The organism is Pseudomonas sp. G11-1 (genome assembly GCF_024031555.1).
GTDB classification, from domain to species: Bacteria; Pseudomonadota; Gammaproteobacteria; order Pseudomonadales; family Pseudomonadaceae; genus Halopseudomonas; species Halopseudomonas bauzanensis.
The window spans coordinates 575,003-592,307 of the sequence record NZ_QEYQ01000002.1 but is presented as its reverse complement, the minus strand read 5'-3'; the positions used below and the strand labels follow the sequence as shown (position 1 = coordinate 592,307).

Sequence of the window (17,305 nt, the reverse complement as noted above, 5' to 3'; positions counted from 1 at the left end):
CAAACGGAGTTTCATGAATGACCCTGGCGCTGATCGTGCTGCTGCCACTGCTGAGTTTTTTCCTGCCACTGCTAACGGATACTAAAGGCCGCTCCCTATGTGCCTTGGCGACCATGGTGGCGCCAGTTCTGGGTCTGATACTGCTGTGGAGTCATGCCGCCACCGTTTTTTCAGGTGGGGTGGTGGTGCAGAGCTGGCCGTGGATCGAGCGGCTCGGACTCACCATCAGTTTTCGCCTCGATGGGCTGAGTTTCCTGTTTGCCTTGCTGATTCTCGGTATCGGCATTCTGGTTATCATCTACGCGCGCTACTACCTGTCGAAGAACGATCCGATGGGGCGCTTCTTCTTTTTCCTGCTGCTGTTCATGGCCGCCATGCTGGGGGTGGTCCTGTCGGAAAACCTCCTGTTGATGATGTTCTTCTGGGAGTTGACCAGCCTGTCGTCCTTCCTGTTGATCGGCTATTGGTCGCACTCTTCCGATGCACGCAAGGGCGCGCGCATGGCGCTGGCGGTGACCGGGGGAGGTGGGTTGGCCCTGCTGGCCGGGGTGCTGCTGCTGGGGCAGGTGGTAGGTAGCTACGAGCTCAGTGTGGTGCTGGCTTCAGGCGATCTGATTCGCGACCATGCGCTCTATCCGCTGATTCTGGTACTGGTATTGCTGGGAGTGTTCACCAAGTCTGCGCAGTTTCCTTTCCACTTCTGGCTGCCCCACGCGATGGCTGCTCCCACGCCAGTGTCGGCCTACCTGCATTCGGCGACCATGGTCAAAGCCGGGGTATTTCTGCTGGCGCGGCTGTACCCGGCGCTATCAGATACGGACCTGTGGTTCTTCCTGGTCAGTATCACCGGTATGGCTACGCTGCTACTGGGCGCCTGTACCGCACTGTTTCAGCATGATTTGAAAGGGTTGCTGGCTTACTCGACCATCAGCCACTTGGGCCTGATCACGCTGCTGTTCGGGCTGGATACCCAGCTGGCGGCGGTAGCCGCCGTGTTTCATATCATCAACCATGCGACCTTCAAGGCCTCGCTGTTCATGGCTGCAGGGATCATCGACCATGAGACCGGCACGCGGGACATGCGGCGCATCAATGGCCTATGGAAGTACATGCCACATACCGCCACGCTGGCTATGGTTGCGGCCTCGGCGATGGCCGGCGTGCCCCTGTTGAACGGTTTCCTGAGCAAGGAGATGTTTTTCACCGAGACCCTGCAGCAACACCAGTTCGGCAATTTCAGCTGGATGGTGCCGCTGGTCGCGGTAATAGCGGGCGTATTCTCGGTGGCGTACTCGCTGCGCTTTATTCATGATGTGTTTTTCAATGGCAAACCGGTGAATCTGCCGAAATTTCCACCCCATGAACCCAGCCGTTACATGAAGATTCCGGTCGAGATTCTGGTCGCCCTGTGTCTGCTGGTAGGCCTGGTCCCAGGCTTTACCGTGGCCGGGTTGCTGGCAGTGGCAGCAGCAGCGACGTTAGGGGGAGACTTGCCGAGCTACAGCCTGGCTATCTGGCACGGTTTCAACCTGCCGTTGGCCATGAGTGTGGTGGCATTATTAGTGGGTGTGCTCATCTACTTCGGGCGGCACCGTTTGCTGGGTTGGCACGTGCACCTGCCGCGGTTGGATGCGAAAAATCTGTTTGAGCGTGTGATCCAGCGGCTGGTGAACCAGGCAGCAATGCTTACCTTGCGAATCGAGAACAGTTCGTTGCAACGCTATCTGCTGTGGATGCTGCTGACGGCGCTGCTGATGAGCGGTTTCTGGTTGATGCAGCTCCCGTCACTGGTGGGGCCGATGCCCATGACCCCGGTGGATGGGGCAACTCTGGTCGGTGCCGTCCTGCTCATGCTGACCGCCGCCGCCACTGCGTATTGGCATCGTCGGCGGCTGGTGTCACTGGTCATGCTCAGCGTAGTGGGGCTATTCGTGGCCCTGGCCTTCGCCCGTTTCTCGGCGCCGGATCTGGCACTGACCCAACTCTCGGTCGAATCGGTCACCATTATCCTGATGATGCTGGCGCTGTTCTTCCTGCCGCGCACCTCGCCGGCAGAGTCATCCGGATTGCGGCGCGGTCGAGATCTGCTGATCGCCGGATTGGCTGGTGTTTTGGTTGCCGGGCTGTGCCTGGCCGTACTTACCCGCCCCTATGAGAGCATCGCCGGGTATTTTCTGGCCAACAGTCTGTCGGGTGGTGGCGGAACCAACGTGGTGAACGTGATCCTGGTCGATTTTCGCGGCTTCGATACCCTGGGGGAAGTCACTGTCCTGGCGATTGCAGGCGCCGCTATCTACGCGCTGATCCACGGCCTGCGGTTGCGCAAACCATCGGTGGATGAACAGGGATGGACCTGGGCGCGAGATGCTCATCCCTTCATGCTGGTGAACCTGTCACGGCTCATTCTGCCGTTGGCCTTGATGGTATCGGTGTACATTTTCCTGCGCGGGCATAATCTCCCGGGTGGCGGTTTCATCGCGGGCCTGATTACCGCCGTGGCGCTTATCCTGCAGTACATCGCCAGTGGTCACGCCTGGAGTCAGGCCCGTTGGGGTGTCGATTTCCATCATCTTGCCGGGGCCGGCGTAATCATCGCGGGGCTGACCGGAGTGGGTAGTTGGTTGTTCGGTTATCCTTTCCTGACCAGCGCATTCGATCATTTTGCCATTCCGCTGGTCGGTGAAATCGAGCTGGCGACGGCCCTCCTGTTTGACCTCGGTGTGTATCTGACGGTGGTCGGCGCCACACTGCTGATTCTGTCCAATCTGGGCAAGCTTTCCATCCATGCCGCCAGGGAGCCTGAATAATGGAACTGCTGTACGCTCTCACCTTGGGTGTGTTGACGATGTCGGGTGTTTATTTGCTGTTACGGGCCCGTACTTTTCCTGTGGTAGTGGGGCTGACGCTTATCAGCTACGCAGTGAATCTCTTCCTGTTTGCCATGGGGCGTCTGCATACAGGCAAGCCAGCGGTGCTTGGTCAGGTGGCCGAGCATGGCGACCCCCTGCCGCAAGCGTTGGTACTGACTGCCATCGTCATCGGCTTCGCAATGACTGCCTTCGCTCTGGTACTGGCGCTTCGCGCGCAGGGTGAGCTGGAGAATGATCACGTTGATGGGCGGGGCAAACGTTGATGGATCATCTGGCCATACTGCCAATACTGTTGCCGATGTTTGCCGGCGCCCTGCTGTTATTGAGCGGCCGGGCGAGTGAGGGATTCAAGCGCAGCCTCTGTCTACTGGCAACACTGTTACAACTGCCACTGGCGATAGCCTTGATGGCACAAGCCAGCGGGGGATTGCAGGTTTACGCCGCCGGTAACTGGATGCCACCGTTCGGGATCGTGCTGGTGGTGGATCATCTGGCGGCGCTGCTGCTGCTGGTGACTGCGGTGCTGGCAATAGCGGCGGTGGTGTACGCCGTGCGCGGCGACGATCTGCTGGGGGCGAACTTTCACGCGCTGTTCCAGTTTCAACTGATGGGTATCAATGGTGCCTTTCTGACAGGTGACCTGTTCAACCTGTTCGTTTTCTTCGAAATCCTGCTCATCGCCTCCTACGCCTTGCTGTTGCATGGGACTGGTTCAGCCAGGATCCGCTCGGGGTTGCACTATGTGCTGCTGAACCTGTTCGGCTCCGCCCTGTTTCTGATCGCCATAGGTACTCTATATGGTGTTACCGGCACCCTGAACCTGGCCGACCTGTCCCAGCGTGTAGCCCAGCTGCCAGCCCCGGATGCTCCTCTTGTAGGGGCAGCAGCCATGCTTCTACTGGTGGTGTTTGGCCTCAAGGCAGCTGTCTTCCCTCTGTACTTCTGGTTACCCAAGGCTTATGCCGCTGCTACCCCGCCGGTGGCGGCGCTGTTCGCCATCATGACCAAGGTCGGGATCTACTCGATTCTGCGGATATACACCCAGGTTTTCGGGGATACTGCCGGTCCGCTGGCAGACCTGGCTAACGGCTGGTTATGGCCGGCGGCGTTATTGACCCTGGTTCTGGGTACCATAGGCGCGCTGGCTGCCAGCACCCTGAACGGTCTGATTTCCTACCTGCTGGTGGTATCTGTCGGCACGCTGCTGGCCGGGCTGGCGCTGGACAGCCACGATGCGCTGGTAGGCAGTCTCTACTATCTGATTCACTCGACCTGGGTCTGCGGCGCCTTGTTCCTGTTCGCGGGCATCATTTCCCGTTGCCGCGGGCCACGCTTTGTCGGTCGCCTGGTGCCGGGCCCGGCGCTGTCCAGGCCGACATTACTGAGTGGCCTTTTCTTCCTGGCGGCGATATCGGTAATCGGCTTGCCGCCCTTGTCCGGTTTCATCGGCAAGCTCTTGTTGCTGCGTGCGGCGGAGACCGGGGTGGCTGCGGGTTGGCTGTACTCGTTGTTGCTGGGCAGCGGGCTGGTGTCCATCATTGCCTTCAGCCGTGCCGGTAGCACTTTGTTCTGGCGCACCGATCCGGCGGCCGCTGCCGGCGGATCGGTGGATAATGTGCGATTGGTGGCCGTCCTCGCATTGCTGCTGTGCTCCCCACTACTGGTGGTGTTTGCCGGCCCGCTGCTCGATTATCTCACCATCACTGTCGATCAGTTGCTGGATCCGCAGGCGTATGCGCGGCAGGTATTATCCATGCAGATCAACACGAGCGGAGGTGGACATTGAACGCGCCAGGAAAATGGTTCCCGCATCCCTGGCTCAGCCTGTTGTTGCTAGGGGTCTGGCAACTGCTGGTCAACGATCTGTCGGCAGGGTCGCTCATCATGGGTGCGATACTGGGTTGGGTGATCCCTTTGCTGACGCATGCATTCTGGCCCGACCCGCCCAAGTTACACCGGCCCTGGGTGCTGGTTCGCTTTGTATTCCGGGTTCTCGGCGATATTCTCTTCGCCAACTTCGAAGTGGCCAAATTGATTCTGGGCGCCAGCAGCAGACTGCAACCGGCGTTTGTGGTCTACCCACTCGAACTGCGTAACGAGTTCGGGATCGGGGTGCTGGCGACCACCATTTCTCTCACGCCGGGCACGGTCTCGGCGGATGTCAGCGAGGATCATCGGACCCTGCTGATTCACGGGCTGGATGTGCCGGATGAACAGGAATTGATCGACACCATCAAGCAGCGCTACGAGAAACCCCTGATTGAGGTGTTCGAATGCTCCACAACGTAATCATTCTCTGCCTGGGCATGATCTCGGTGGCCATGCTGCTGAATCTGTTGCGGCTGTTCAAGGGGCCGGATCTGCCTGATCGGGTGCTGGCGCTGGATACCCTGTATGTCAACGCCATCGCCATGATCATTCTGATGGGGCTGCTGCTGCGCTCCAATCTGTATTTTGAAGCGGCATTGCTGATAGCCGTGATGGGATTTGTGGGTACCGTGGCCGTGGCCAAATACCTATTGCGCGGCGACATCATCGAATGAGGAGTGCCTATGGAAACTGCAATTGAATGGCTGGTCGCCGCACTGTTGCTGCTGGGAAGTCTGTTTGCCCTGATCGGCTCGTTCGGCCTGTTCAAGCTGCCGGACTTCTATATGCGCCTGCATGGCCCGACCAAGGCGACTACCTTGGGCGTTGGCTCGCTGGTGCTGGCGTCCATGATCTATTTCAGTACTACAGGGGAGGTGGGGCTGCACGAGCTGTTGATCACGCTATTCCTGTTTATCACCGCGCCCACCAGTGCCTGCATGCTGGCCAAGGCTGCCATGCAGGTGCACGCCGCACGGGTCGAGCGGACCCGGGGCGAGCCTTGGGAGCAGTAGCAGGTATCAGTCGGCCAGAGCGATACTGGTGGGGTAGGGCGTGAGGATGATTTCTACCCGGCGGTTGAGCTTGCGACCGGTGTTACTGGCATTGTCGGCGCGGGGCTGGTTGTCAGCCATCGCGCTCAGACGCATGCGCTGACGCTCGATGCCACCGAGACGCAGCACGCTGGCCACAGCCTGGGCCCGCTCCATGCTCAGCTTCTTGTTCAGTTCGTCGCTGCCATCGCTGTCACTGTGGCCGACCACAGTCAACTGGCTGGCGCCGTCGACTTTCAGTGCCTGGGCAACCTTGCTCAGCGGCACCAGACCCGAGGGCAGCAACAGGGTGCGTTTGGGATGGAAGTTGCCGTCTACCGGTATCAGCAGACGAATCTGCTCCCCTTCGCGCTCGATCTCGTAACCCTGCTGCTCAGCGATGCTGGTGAGGTTGACGATGCGTGATTCGGCCCAGGACGGTGCCGGGGGAGCCTGTACAACTTCCTGTTTGGAGGAACAGGCGGTGACGAAAACCAGTGAAGCAAGTGCCAGTGTTTTTATGCTATTCATGTGCAATCCAGACGGTGAGGTAACCTGGGCCATCGAGTGCACACAGATTACCACCGGAAAATCGGGTTGTGACCACCAAATGCAAGCAATTCATCGGTTTATGGCCGATTCTTCAAAGAGGTTCACACTATGACGGGTTGGATTGGCCGGATACCGGCGTTGGCAGTCGCTGGTTTCTCCCTGATATTGACTGGCTGCGCCTCCTGGTCCCTCTGGCCGGCCGGGGAGGAAGCGCCCTCGCAGCTCGTTTCCGGTCTTGTCGAACGGGGGGGGGATGACCGCTGGGTTCTGCGCCCCTGCGGCCAGGAGCATGAGCGGTTGTTGCAACCGACCCCGCAACTGCGCGAGCTGTTCGATGATGTTGCCCAGCCGGGGCAGGTATCCATGTTCGCGGAGCTGCGGGTGACCGAGAACGAGGGCCGCTGGGTCGTCCAGCAGACCCAGCGGCTGCAGACCACCGGGCGTGGCTGCATGGACAACAGCGCCAGGAACAGTCAATGGGTCGGTTTCAGCCATGAGCCGGCCTGGAGGGTGGATATCAGCGCGCAAGGGCTGACGCTGACCACCGAGGATGCGGAAAGCGGTCGGCAACTGGCGACCATTCATGAACAGCTGCCGGATGGCGCGCAGGTATTCCGTGGAGTGCATGACCAGGGGCTGGAGCTATGGTTGTACCCCACCGGCTGCATCGACCGCAGCACCGGCGACTATTACCACCTGAGCGCGACGCTGATGCGCGACGGGCAGCGGTTGCGCGGCTGTGGGTATCAGGGGGCTGAGCGATAACTTTTTATCGCCTATGACAGGAGATTACCAGGGTCTGGTCCTGCTCAAAGTCTGCTCCCAGGGATGGATCCATGACGGGGCTCAGGCACCCAGATACGCCTCCCGCACCTGCGGATTGGCCAGCAACTCCTCGCCGCTGCCCTGCATGAGAATGTGGCCGTGTTCCATTACATAACCCCGGTCGGCCAGTTTCAGCGCCTGGTTGGCGTTCTGCTCGACCAGGAAGATGGTTACGCCCTGGCGTCGCAGCTCTTCGATGATCTCGAAAATCTGCTGGATGATGATCGGTGCCAGGCCAAGAGAGGGCTCGTCGAGCAGCAATAATCGCGGTTTGCTCATCAAGGCACGGCCGATGGCAAGCATTTGCTGTTCGCCACCGGACATGGTCCCGGCACGCTGTTGAAAGCGCTCCTTCAATCGGGGAAACAGCTCCAGGGTGGCCTGCAGTTGTGCCTGCACCTCATTGCGCTCGAGAAAGAACGCACCCATCGCCAGATTCTCTTCCACCGTCAGCCGGGAAAATACCCGCCGCCCCTCGGGCACGATGGCGATGTCCCGCCGCATGATGTCGCAGGTGTCCATCCCCATCAGTTCCTCGTCACGGTAGCGAATACTGCCGCTGGTCGGTGCGGGGTCGCCACACAGGGTCATCAACAATGTGGTCTTGCCGGCGCCATTGGCACCGATCAGGGTGACGATCTCGCCGGCTTCCACCTGCAGGCTGACATCGTGCAGCGCCTGGATCTTGCCATAGAAGGTATTGACGTCAGTGAATGACAGCATGCTTCAGGTCTCTCCCAGATAGGCCTTGATCACCTCGGGATCGCAGCACACCTGCTCCGGTGTACCGGCGGCCAGCGGGCAACCCTGGTTGATCACTACCACATGGTCGGAGATTCCCATTACCAGCTTCATGTCGTGCTCGATCAGCAGGATGGTCAGCCCATGTTCGCTGCGCAATTCGGCGATCAGTTCCTGCAGGTCGGCGGTTTCCCGCGGATTGAGCCCGGCGGCGGGCTCATCGAGCATCAGCAGGGTCGGGCGGGTGACCATGCAGCGGGCGATCTCCAGGCGGCGCTGCTGACCGTAGGCGAGGGTGCCGGCGGTGCGGTTGGCAAACTCCAGCAGCCCGGTCCGTTCCAGCCACTGCGCGGCGCGGTCCAGTGCTTCCTTTTCGCTGCGGCGAAAGCCCGGCGTCTTCAGCAACCCCGCGAGCATATTGGTGTTCATGTGATGATGCTGGGCTACCAACAGGTTCTCCACCACGCTCATTTGTTTGAACAGACGCACATGCTGGAAGGTACGTACCATGCCCTTGCGCGCCAGCTTGAAGCCGGGCATGCCGCTGACTTCCTCGCCGCGAAAGCGGATGCTGCCGGCACTGGGCTTGTAGAAGCCGGTCAGGCAGTTGAATACCGTGGTCTTGCCCGCGCCGTTGGGGCCGATCAGCGAGACGATCTGACCCTCGGCGACCTGCAATGCGACTTCGTTGACCGCCAGCAGTCCACCGAAACGCATGCACAGGCCGGATACATCCAGCAAAGGAGCGACGCTACTCATGTTCCCAGCTCCATATGCGGGCGCTTCATCGGCAGCAGCCCCTGGGGCCGCCAGATCATCATCAGCACCATCAGCAGGCCGAACAGCAACATGCGATATTCATCGAACTGGCGCGCCACCTCCGGCAACAGGGTCATGATGATGGCCGCCAGGATTACCCCCAGTTGCGAGCCCATGCCGCCGAGTACCACGATAGCCAGGATGATCGCCGACTCGATGAAAGTGAAGGACTCCGGACTGATGAAGCCTTGGCGCGCGGCGAAGAAGCAGCCGGCAAAGCCGGCGAAGGTCGCGCCGATGGTGAAGGCGTTGAGCTTGACCGCGGTGGGGTTGATGCCCAGCGACCGGCAGGCGACCTCATCCTCGCGCAGAGCCTCCCAGGCGCGGCCCACCGGCATGCGCAGCAGGCGATTGATAACGAACAGGGTCAACAGCACCAGCAGCAGGGCGAGGAAATACAGGAACATCACCCGGTGCACCGAATTGAACTCGATGCCGAAGAACTCGTGGAAGGTCTGCATGCCCTCGCTGGCGCGGCGGCTGAACTCCAGGCCGAACAGGTCTGGCTTGGGGATGCTGCCGATGCCATTGGGACCATTGGTCAGCGCGGTAAAGTTATTCAGCAGAATGCGAATGATCTCGCCGAAACCCAGGGTGACGATGGCCAGGTAGTCGCCGCGCAGGCGCAATACCGGAAAGCCCAGCAGAAAGCCGAACAGCGCCGCCATGGCCCCGGCGGCGACCAACCCGGTCCAGAAGCCGACGCCAAAATACATGGCCAAAAGCGCGTAGGTATAGGCGCCGACTGCGTAGAAGCCGACATAACCCAGATCCAGCAGCCCGGCCAGCCCCACCACGATATTCAACCCCAGTCCGAGCATTACATAGATCAACACCAGGGTGGCCAGGTCGATATTGCTGCGGTTGCTCATGAACGGCCAGATCAGCGCAGCGGCAATCAGAAAACACCAGAACAGCCGGCGCATGGCAGGTCGCCCGGCGAGAATGCTGAACGCCGCCGGGGTGCGGGGCAGGGCCGGCACCTTGAACCACAGCGCCGTCAGTTGATCGCGGAACAGATTGAACAAGAAGATGAACAGCGCCGCTGCGGCGATCTTCATGGCGACATCAGGTCCGGCGCCGGTCAACGCCAACCCGGTACCTTGCTGACTGATTCGCACGCCCATCAGCAGGCCACTGAGCGCGACCACCACCACGGCGGAGATCAGCGCCGGTTTCAGATTGCGCATCATACCTTCTCCACCTCCGGCCGCCCGAGAATGCCACTGGGACGGAACAGCAGTATCAGAATCAGCAAGCTGAAAGCCACCACGTCCTTGTATTCGGCGCTGAAATAGCCAGAGGTCATGGCTTCGGCCACGCCCAGCAACAGCCCGCCGAGTACCGCGCCGGGAATGCTGCCGATACCGCCGAGTACCGCTGCGGTAAACGCCTTGAGCCCCGCCATGAAGCCGATATAGGGGTTGATCACCCCGTAGTACATACCCAGCAGCACCCCGGCTACTGCCGCCAGGGCGGCGCCGATGACGAAAGTCAGGGCGATGATGCCATTGGTATTGATGCCCAGCAGGTTGGTCATCTTCAGGTCTTCGGCGCAGGCGCGGCAGGCACGGCCCATGCGTGAGCGGGTGATGAACAACGTCAACAAGGTCATGCTGATCAGGGTCACCACGAAGATGATGATCTGCATGTAGGACAGGGTCGCATGGAAGCCGGTCGTGGGGCCGATGTCGAGGCCGCCGCGCACCAGGTTGGGCATGGCAATGTCCCGCGAGCCCTGGGCCAGACGCACCAGGTTCTGCAGGAAGATTGACATGCCGATTGCGGAAATCAAAGGAATCAGCCGGTTGCCGCCGCGCAGCGGCCGGTAGGCGACCCGCTCGATACTGTAGCCGTAGGCACTGGTAACGATCATGCTGACCACCAGGGCGCCGATGATCAGTAGCGGCAGCGACTCGATGCCCATCAACGCCAGCGCTGCCAGCACGATAAAGGCGATGTAGCTGCCGATCATGTACACCTCGCCATGGGCGAAGTTGATCATGCCGATGATGCCGTAGACCATGGTGTAGCCGATGGCGATCAGGGCATAGGTGCTGCCCACGGTCAGGCCATTGAGCAGTTGTTGCAGCAGATAGTAAAAACTGTCGGGCATGGATACATCCTTGAGCGCGGGGTCGGCGTTGCCGCCGACCCGTGAGCAGGTTGTGTTACTCGCTCAGTGCGGTCTTGGTTCCGTCCGCATGCCACTCATAGACCACGAAGTTGAAGTCCTTCAGGTCGCCTTTCTCGTCAAACGCCAGCTTGCCGGTAGGGGTATCAAAGGTGTTGCTGCGCAGTGCTTCGGCCACATCGACTGGGTCGGTACTTTCCGCCAGGCGTATGCCATCGGCAATCACCTGTACCGCAGCGTAGGATGGGAACACGAAGGGGCCGCGCGGGTCCTGCTTGCGCTCCTCGAACGCCTCCACCAGGTGGGCGTTGGCCGGGTCTTCATCGAATGCCTTGGGCAGGGTGACCAGCATACCTTCGGCTGCCTCACCGGCGATCGCGCTGATATCGCTGTTACCCACGCCTTCCGGCCCCATGAAGGTAATATTCAGTCCCTGTTCGCGGGCCTGGCGCAGGATCAGCCCCAGTTCCGGGTGATAGCCGCCGAAATAGGCGAAATCGACGCCGGATTGGCGCAGACGGGCGATCAGTGAGGAGAAGTCCTTGTCGCCGGCGGTGATGCCATCGAAGATCGGCACATCGATACCGGCCTCGGTCAATACACCGCGCACCGCGGTGGCAATGCCTTCACCGTACTGCTGTTTGTCATGGATGACTGCTACCTTCTGCGGCTTCACGTGCTCGACGATGTACTTGCCGGCAGTCGGACCCTGGAGGCTGTCGAGGCCGATGGTGCGAAATACCAGTTCGTAACCGCGGTTGGTGATGTCCGGGCTGGTGGCGGCGGGGGTGACCATGAGGATGCCTTCATCCTCGTAGATATCGGTGGCCGGCTGGGTGGAACTGGAGCAAAGGTGGCCGACGACGAAGCTGATGCCCTCGTTGACGATGCGGTTGGCCACCGCGACAGCCTGCTTCGGGTCGCAGGCATCATCGAACACCACGCCTTGGAGCTGGGCACCGTTGACGCCGCCAGCCTTGTTGATCATCTCGATGGCCATGTTGGCGCCGGTGAACTGCATGTCGCCATATTGCGCCACGGCGCCGGTCACCGGGCCGGCGAGGGCGATGCGGATATTCTCGGCGGCCAGGGTAAGACTGCTGACGCCGGCGAGGGCGGTGATGACGATGAATTGAGAAAGAGCCTTGCGCTGTGTCTTTTTCATGCCATTTGCTCACTTTTTATTGGAGTTGTAGTCGGGTCTGCTGGCGCTATCTTGCATTGCCTCGGAGAGTCGGCATGGTCGAAATGGAGCGCCCACAGATAAGTGAACTGTAGCGGAGGCGATGCCAAGTCGCTACTCCCCTGCCGCTTCGGTTTCCAGTCAACGGGATATTGCATCTGGCGCTGTGATGGTTACCATGCGCAACAATCATTCCCCAGAGGTAGAAGCCATGCCCGCGCCAAGCGAAACCTATGCCGCCATTCTCGGCGCCACCGCCCAGATCGAATGGAACGCACTCGAGCCGCATTTTGCCCGCGGCGAACTGCTGGTGGTCGATAGCGGGCTGGATCTGGTCACCGTCGCTCAGGCTTTTATCGACGATGATAGCGCCAAGGTGAAAGACTGGATGGCGCAGGGGCTGCTGGGCGCCGCCACAGATACCCAGGCGGCGGACTGGTTCGAGCGCAATCCGGATACGCTGTGGGCGGTGGTCATCCGGCCGTGGGTGCTGATGCAGGAGCGGAGCTGAGTTTTACCGCGCCGCCGACTGCAAGGTTTACCCCCAGCGCCGCCGCAACCAGGCGCTCAGCGCATCCACCAGCAATACCATCACCAGCATCGCCAGGATCACACTGGCGGCGCGGGGTTGCTGGAACAGGCTGAGGGTGACGTAAAGCATCTGACCCAACCCGCCGGCACCGACAAACCCCAGCACCGCGGCCATGCGGATGTTGTTTTCCCAGCGATACAGGGTGTAACTCAGCCACTGGGCCAGGACGCCCGGCAGGGTGCCGTAACAGAAGGCCGCTACCGGGCCGGCGCCGGCTTCGCGCAGGGCGCGGGTCGGGCCGGGCGGGGCGTTTTCCAGCGCTTCGGCAAACAGCCGGCCCAAAACCCCAGCCGTGTGCAGCGCCAGTGCCAGGGTGCCGGCAAAGGGGCCGAGGCCGGCAGCCAGCACCATGAGCGCGGCCCAGACCAGCTCCGGTATCGAACGCAAGGCATTGAGCAGCAATCGCGCCAGCAGCTTCGCCACGGTGCCCAGCCGCCCGGCTGCCAGCAGGCTCAGGGCGGCGCCGGCCAATGCAGCCAGCAGTGTTCCGATGGCGGAGATGGCCAGGGTTTCCAGCGAGCCATGGAAGATCTGCCGCAGCCAGTTGGTCGAGGTGTCCGGCGGGAAGAAGGAAGCGGCATAGCTGTGCATCTGCTGCAACCCGTCACCGGCGAACAGGGCGACAAAATCCAGCTTCAGCCAACTGAAGGACGCTACCACCGCCGCCAGCAGCAGGGCGACCCAGATCAGCGCTTCGAATTGGCGTTTCATGCCAACCGCCGGCGCAGTAGATTGCTGAGCTGGTCTGCCGCCAAGACCAGGACCAGGAAGGTCAGCAGGATGGTCACTACCTCGCCGCCGGCGAACATGCGAATTGACAGGTCGATCATCTGCCCCAGCCCGCCGGCTCCGACGAAGCCCATGATTACCGAGGCACGGATAGCGCATTCCCAGCGGTACAGCGTGTAGGAGGTCAATTCCTGCGCGGCAGCGGGCAGAATCCCGTAGCAGAACGCAGCCAGCCGCGAGCTGCCGGCCTGCAGCAGCGCCTGGGCCGGGCGTCGATCCACCGACTCGTAGATTTCCGCATAGACCTTGCCGAGCATGCCGCTGTAGGTGATGGCAATGGCCAGCACCCCCGCCGTCGGCCCCAGCCCCACGGCGCGTACGAACAGCAGCGCCCAGACGATTTCCGGGATGCTGCGCAGAATGATGAGTAATAGTCGCGCCGGATAGCGCAACATTCGACCGACAGGGCTTGGCTGTCCGCGTGCTAAGGCCGACACCGATAGCGCATGACTGGATATCAGACTCAGGGGTACCGCCAGCAGCAATGCCAGCACCAGCCCAGCGGTGGCCATGGCCAGGGTTTCCAGCGTGGCCTTGCCCAGCAGGGTGAGAAAGCCCGAAGACAGTTCCGGCGGCCAGAAGCCGGCCAGAAAGCGCGCAAAGATATCAAGATTGCGCGGATCGACCAGGGTCGCGAGATTGAACTCGGTCAATACCAGACCGGGCCAGAGCACCAGCAGGGCGAGAATAGTCAGCAGCAGCCGGGGCAGGGCGGCTGGATCACGGGGGCGGCCATGGACCCCGACATCGGTACCGCTCAGGTACATCGGCGTGGTGCCTCGAGGGATGCAGCGGCTATTGCAGATACCGGATCGGCAAAGACGGGCTCGTTGAAGCTGTCGTTGCTATACAGCTGGTCCAGCTCCGCCTGGGAGACGCGTTCGGCCGGCAGGTCGAACAATACCCGCCCGGCCCGCAGGCCGATGATCCGGGGGAAATGCCGTAGCGCCAGGTCCACCGCATGCAGGCTGGCGACCAGGCTGATCTGGCGCTCGGCTGCCACCTTGCCCAGTACGTTCAGCGTATGGTCGGCCAGCACCGGGTCCATCGCCGAGACTGGTTCGTCAGCCAATAGCAAATCAGCGCGTTGATACAGCACGCGGGCGATACCGACACGCTGCAGTTGGCCACCGGAAAGCTGATCGCAACGAGCGAACAGCTTGTCCTGCAGGTCCAGCGGTTCCAGCGCGGCACGGGCCCCGGCGCTATCCAGGGGGTAGCATAGCGAGATCAGGGAGCGCAGCAGCGACCATTGACCCAGCCGGCCGGCCAGCACGGCGGTGACTACGCGTTGGCGCGGCGGCAGTGGAGGACTCTGATGGATCAACCCGATGCGGGCTCGCAGCCGGCGCAAAGCCTGACCCTTGAGCGTGGCGGGGTCAACGCCCAGCAGGTGCAGTTGCCCGGTGCTGGGCGCAAGCCCCGTGCCGAGCAGCCGCAACAGACTGGTCTTGCCCGCGCCGGACGGCCCGATAATGGCGACCCGTTCGCCCTGGTTAATGCTCAGATCGATGTCATGCAGGGCTTGAAAACCACCGGGGTGGGTCAGGCCCACCCCGTCAAGCCGTACGGTCACTGCAACAGGCCGGCGGAGCGGGCCGCCTCTTCGATGCCCTCGTAATTCTCGGCACTGGTTTCAACGAAGCGAGAGGCCCGCTGCAAATCCAGAATTGCCTTGTGTTCGGGGTTTGCCGGGTCCAGCTTGAGGAAGGCGGCCTTGATGTCCTGCACCAGTTGCGCGTCCAGATCGCCGCGCACGGTCCAGTTGTAGTCGAAATAGGTCGGCGTGGTGCCGTAGACGCGCACCTTGGCGGTATCGACCTTGTTTTCCTCGACCAGTTTGTCCCACACCGAGGTGTTCAACACACCCGCATCCACCCGGCCGGCTTCGACCCAGGCGACGGTGGCGTCATGGGCACCGGAAAAACCGACTCGGCTGAAATCGTCATCCGGATTGATGCCGTCCTGCAGCAGGAAGTAGCGCGGCATCAGGTGGCCCGAGGTGGAAGAGACCGAGCCGAAGGCGAAGCTCTTGCCCTGCAGATCCTTGTGTTCGTTGATTTCAGGGTCGGCAGTGATGAAGGTGCTGGTGAAGACCTCATCCTCTTCTCGTTGCACCACCGGAATGGCATCGCCGGTACGCAGCCGCGCCTGAACGAAGGTGAAACCACCGAGCCAGGCCATATCCAGGCGCCCGGCGCCCAATGCCTCAACCACGCCAGCGTAGTCGGATACCGGCTGGAAGGTCACTTCGATGCCCAGCTCCTGTTCCAGGTAGGCAGCCAGCGGCTCGAATTTGCGCAGCAGCTCGGTAGGCGCTTCATCGGGGATGGCAGACACGCGCAGCACCTTGGTCTCGGCATGGGCGGGCAGAAAACTGGCGGCAAGGGTCATGCAAACGCCAGCCAGAATGGCCAGCGGGCGGCGAAAAGTCGACATGTGATGCTCCGGTTCAATAGCGGAAGACTCCCATCCGGAGGTCGAGGCCGGATGAGGCGTGGCGCAAGTTTACTGGAACCGGCCGGGCGGGCAAACTGCTACAGTACTCAGACACGTTTCGGAGGGCTCATCATGTCCTGGCCGCTGGCTGCCAATCTATCCATGCTGTTTGCCGACCTGCCCATGGCGGAGCGGTTCCATGCCGCCGCCGAGGCGGGGTTCGATGGGGTCGAAATCCAGTTTCCCTACGATATGCCCGCCGCCACTGTGCAGCACCATCTCGCCGCTGCCGGCATGCCGCTGGTACTGATCAATGTCCCCGCTGGCGATCTCCTGACCGGCGGCCCCGGCCTGGCTGGTGTGCCGGCGCGGCAGGCCGAGTTCGACGCTGCCCTGGAGCTGGCGCTGGAGTATGCGCTGGTGCTGCGCCCGGAGAAGGTCAATGTCCTGCCGGGGCGGCTTGCCGAGGGCGTCAGTCGGGAGCTGGCGCTGGATACCCTGGCCGGCAACCTGGACAAGGCGGCCAGCGCGTTTTCCGATATCGGGGTATGCCTGGTCTGCGAAGCAGTCAACCGCCACGATATGCCCGGCTTCCTGCTGGGCAGCACCCTGGAGTTGCTGGACATGCTGGATCGGGTTGCTCACTCGAACCTCTCGGCACAGGTGGACCTGTACCATCTGACGCGGATGGGTGAGTCGCTGCCCGACTCGATTGCGCAGCTGGAAGGGCGGATTGGCCACGTGCAGTTTGCCGACGCGCCGGGCCGCGGCGAGCCGGGCACCGGGAATATGGATTTTCATGAAGCTTTCGGCGCGCTGTCGCGGCACGGTTACCGCGGCTGGCTCGCGGCGGAGTACCGGCCGGCATTATCGCCCGAGCAGTCGCTGCAATGGCTGGCACAATGGACTGCCGCCGGAACCTTCAGACTCCAGGGCCGCAGCGTATGACCCTGGCGCGTACCAGCCGCTCGCCGGCGGCGTTTTCCAGGTAGCCTACCGGCTGCCAGCCCAGCCGGTAAGCCGTCACCCGATAGTGCTGCCCGGCGGCGAAATCCCAATCCAGCCCTAGAATGCAGGTACGGCGGCGTGGTTCGGATATCTCTCCCAGCCCACCCATGCTGCCCAGCACCTCGAACTGATAACGCACCTGCAGTCCGTGGCTGCCGGGCGGCAGGTCCGGAAAGCGCAACTGCCGCACCAGTTCACCGTCCAGCCGATAGGCGCGCATGTCCGCCCGGTTGCCGCTATCCAGGCCCACCCGCGCGAAGTCTGGGGCCAGAGGCGGCAGCGGGTGGGCGCACGCCGTCAGCAGCAGCGCCAAGGGCAACAGGAATCTCAATGGCATGCGGATATTCCCTCCTGCAGGCTTTCATAAACCGCACTGCTGTTCTCTGATCAACCGGGCGCATAGCGCTGGCGGGGAGCGGCGGGGCGCGGCATGCTCGCTGCATCGGCTCACCC

General features: G+C 61.7%; 20 protein-coding genes. 9 read left to right on the top strand and 11 right to left on the bottom strand.

Annotated elements, in window-relative coordinates; translation table 11 throughout:
• The first annotated feature begins 17 nt into the window (after positions 1-17).
• The 6 genes from DHB74_RS08865 to DHB74_RS08840 are packed head-to-tail and all read left to right on the top strand — an operon-like array spanning position 18 to position 5,752.
• Positions 18-2,807: a monovalent cation/H+ antiporter subunit A gene (locus tag DHB74_RS08865; RefSeq protein ID WP_499161225.1), complete on the top strand. Its 2,790-nt coding sequence runs from the start codon at positions 18-20 to the stop codon at positions 2,805-2,807.
• Positions 2,807-3,133 (top strand): Na+/H+ antiporter subunit C, encoded by a 327-nt coding sequence (locus DHB74_RS08860; protein WP_036990607.1) that lies wholly within the window; start codon positions 2,807-2,809, stop codon positions 3,131-3,133. Before DHB74_RS08865 ends, DHB74_RS08860 begins: the two co-directional genes overlap by 1 nt.
• A complete protein-coding gene (locus DHB74_RS08855) occupies positions 3,133-4,656 on the top strand; it encodes a monovalent cation/H+ antiporter subunit D (RefSeq protein WP_036990606.1) in 1,524 nt (507 codons plus the stop codon). The genes DHB74_RS08860 and DHB74_RS08855 overlap by 1 nt, the downstream gene beginning before the upstream one ends.
• Positions 4,653-5,159, top strand: coding sequence for a Na+/H+ antiporter subunit E (locus DHB74_RS08850; protein ID WP_036990605.1), 507 nt, complete (start codon positions 4,653-4,655; stop codon positions 5,157-5,159). Before DHB74_RS08855 ends, DHB74_RS08850 begins: the two co-directional genes overlap by 4 nt.
• Entirely contained in the window at positions 5,144-5,413 is a 270-nt protein-coding gene (locus DHB74_RS08845; RefSeq protein WP_036990604.1) for a K+/H+ antiporter subunit F, read from the top strand. Before DHB74_RS08850 ends, DHB74_RS08845 begins: the two co-directional genes overlap by 16 nt.
• 9 nt (positions 5,414-5,422) lie before the next feature.
• Positions 5,423-5,752, top strand: a complete 330-nt coding sequence (locus tag DHB74_RS08840) for a Na+/H+ antiporter subunit G (RefSeq protein WP_036990603.1) — start codon at positions 5,423-5,425, stop codon at positions 5,750-5,752.
• A 6-nt stretch (positions 5,753-5,758) separates the two neighbouring features.
• Here DHB74_RS08840 and DHB74_RS08835 read toward each other — a convergent pair whose 3' ends face one another.
• Positions 5,759-6,301 (bottom strand): OmpA family protein, encoded by a 543-nt coding sequence (locus DHB74_RS08835; RefSeq protein WP_051611012.1) that lies wholly within the window; start codon positions 6,299-6,301, stop codon positions 5,759-5,761.
• A gap of 129 nt (positions 6,302-6,430) precedes the next feature.
• Between DHB74_RS08835 and DHB74_RS08830 the strand changes: the two genes are divergently transcribed.
• The gene (locus DHB74_RS08830) at positions 6,431-7,087 is read left to right on the top strand and encodes a hypothetical protein (protein WP_051611010.1); all 657 of its coding nucleotides are present in this window, start codon (positions 6,431-6,433) and stop codon (positions 7,085-7,087) included.
• A gap of 81 nt (positions 7,088-7,168) precedes the next feature.
• Here DHB74_RS08830 and DHB74_RS08825 read toward each other — a convergent pair whose 3' ends face one another.
• The 5 genes from DHB74_RS08825 to DHB74_RS08805 are packed head-to-tail and all read right to left on the bottom strand — an operon-like array spanning position 7,169 to position 12,006.
• Complete coding sequence (locus tag DHB74_RS08825) at positions 7,169-7,870, bottom strand: ABC transporter ATP-binding protein (RefSeq protein ID WP_036990602.1); 702 nt, start codon at positions 7,868-7,870, stop codon at positions 7,169-7,171.
• 3 nt (positions 7,871-7,873) lie between these two features.
• Positions 7,874-8,647, bottom strand: a complete 774-nt coding sequence (gene livG / locus DHB74_RS08820; protein WP_074780302.1) for a high-affinity branched-chain amino acid ABC transporter ATP-binding protein LivG — start codon at positions 8,645-8,647, stop codon at positions 7,874-7,876.
• Complete coding sequence (locus tag DHB74_RS08815) at positions 8,644-9,900, bottom strand: high-affinity branched-chain amino acid ABC transporter permease LivM (protein WP_136869292.1); 1,257 nt, start codon at positions 9,898-9,900, stop codon at positions 8,644-8,646. The genes livG and DHB74_RS08815 overlap by 4 nt, the downstream gene beginning before the upstream one ends.
• Entirely contained in the window at positions 9,897-10,823 is a 927-nt protein-coding gene (gene livH / locus DHB74_RS08810) for a high-affinity branched-chain amino acid ABC transporter permease LivH (protein ID WP_036990599.1), read from the bottom strand. The genes DHB74_RS08815 and livH overlap by 4 nt, the downstream gene beginning before the upstream one ends.
• Before the next feature lie 55 nt (positions 10,824-10,878).
• Positions 10,879-12,006 carry a branched-chain amino acid ABC transporter substrate-binding protein gene (locus tag DHB74_RS08805; protein WP_036990598.1) on the bottom strand — a complete coding sequence of 376 codons (1,128 nt, stop codon included), beginning with the start codon at positions 12,004-12,006 and terminating at the stop codon, positions 10,879-10,881.
• Between the two features lie 196 nt (positions 12,007-12,202).
• Here DHB74_RS08805 and DHB74_RS08800 point away from each other — a divergent pair, with 196 nt between their 5' ends.
• On the top strand, positions 12,203-12,535 hold the full coding sequence (locus tag DHB74_RS08800; protein ID WP_235833901.1) for a DUF2288 domain-containing protein: 333 nt from the start codon (positions 12,203-12,205) through the stop codon (positions 12,533-12,535).
• A 27-nt stretch (positions 12,536-12,562) separates the two neighbouring features.
• On the opposite strand, the gene phnE is transcribed toward DHB74_RS08800, so the two are convergent.
• The 4 genes from phnE to DHB74_RS08780 are packed head-to-tail and all read right to left on the bottom strand — an operon-like array spanning position 12,563 to position 15,844.
• The gene (phnE, locus tag DHB74_RS08795; RefSeq protein ID WP_074780310.1) at positions 12,563-13,327 is read right to left on the bottom strand and encodes a phosphonate ABC transporter, permease protein PhnE; all 765 of its coding nucleotides are present in this window, start codon (positions 13,325-13,327) and stop codon (positions 12,563-12,565) included.
• The gene (locus tag DHB74_RS08790; RefSeq protein ID WP_136869293.1) at positions 13,324-14,172 is read right to left on the bottom strand and encodes a PhnE/PtxC family ABC transporter permease; all 849 of its coding nucleotides are present in this window, start codon (positions 14,170-14,172) and stop codon (positions 13,324-13,326) included. Before DHB74_RS08790 ends, phnE begins: the two co-directional genes overlap by 4 nt.
• Positions 14,163-14,981 (bottom strand): phosphonate ABC transporter ATP-binding protein, encoded by an 819-nt coding sequence (locus DHB74_RS08785; RefSeq protein ID WP_074780316.1) that lies wholly within the window; start codon positions 14,979-14,981, stop codon positions 14,163-14,165. The genes DHB74_RS08790 and DHB74_RS08785 overlap by 10 nt, the downstream gene beginning before the upstream one ends.
• Positions 14,978-15,844 (bottom strand): putative selenate ABC transporter substrate-binding protein, encoded by an 867-nt coding sequence (locus tag DHB74_RS08780; protein WP_499161224.1) that lies wholly within the window; start codon positions 15,842-15,844, stop codon positions 14,978-14,980. Before DHB74_RS08780 ends, DHB74_RS08785 begins: the two co-directional genes overlap by 4 nt.
• A gap of 132 nt (positions 15,845-15,976) precedes the next feature.
• On the opposite strand from DHB74_RS08780, the gene DHB74_RS08775 reads away from it, so the two are divergent.
• Positions 15,977-16,792 carry a hydroxypyruvate isomerase family protein gene (locus tag DHB74_RS08775; protein ID WP_074780322.1) on the top strand — a complete coding sequence of 272 codons (816 nt, stop codon included), beginning with the start codon at positions 15,977-15,979 and terminating at the stop codon, positions 16,790-16,792.
• On the opposite strand, the gene DHB74_RS08770 is transcribed toward DHB74_RS08775, so the two are convergent.
• On the bottom strand, positions 16,767-17,189 hold the full coding sequence (locus tag DHB74_RS08770) for a PA0061/PA0062 family lipoprotein (protein WP_083392503.1): 423 nt from the start codon (positions 17,187-17,189) through the stop codon (positions 16,767-16,769). The two genes, DHB74_RS08775 and DHB74_RS08770, sit on opposite strands and share 26 nt — an antisense overlap.
• Positions 17,190-17,305: the final 116 nt, after the last annotated feature.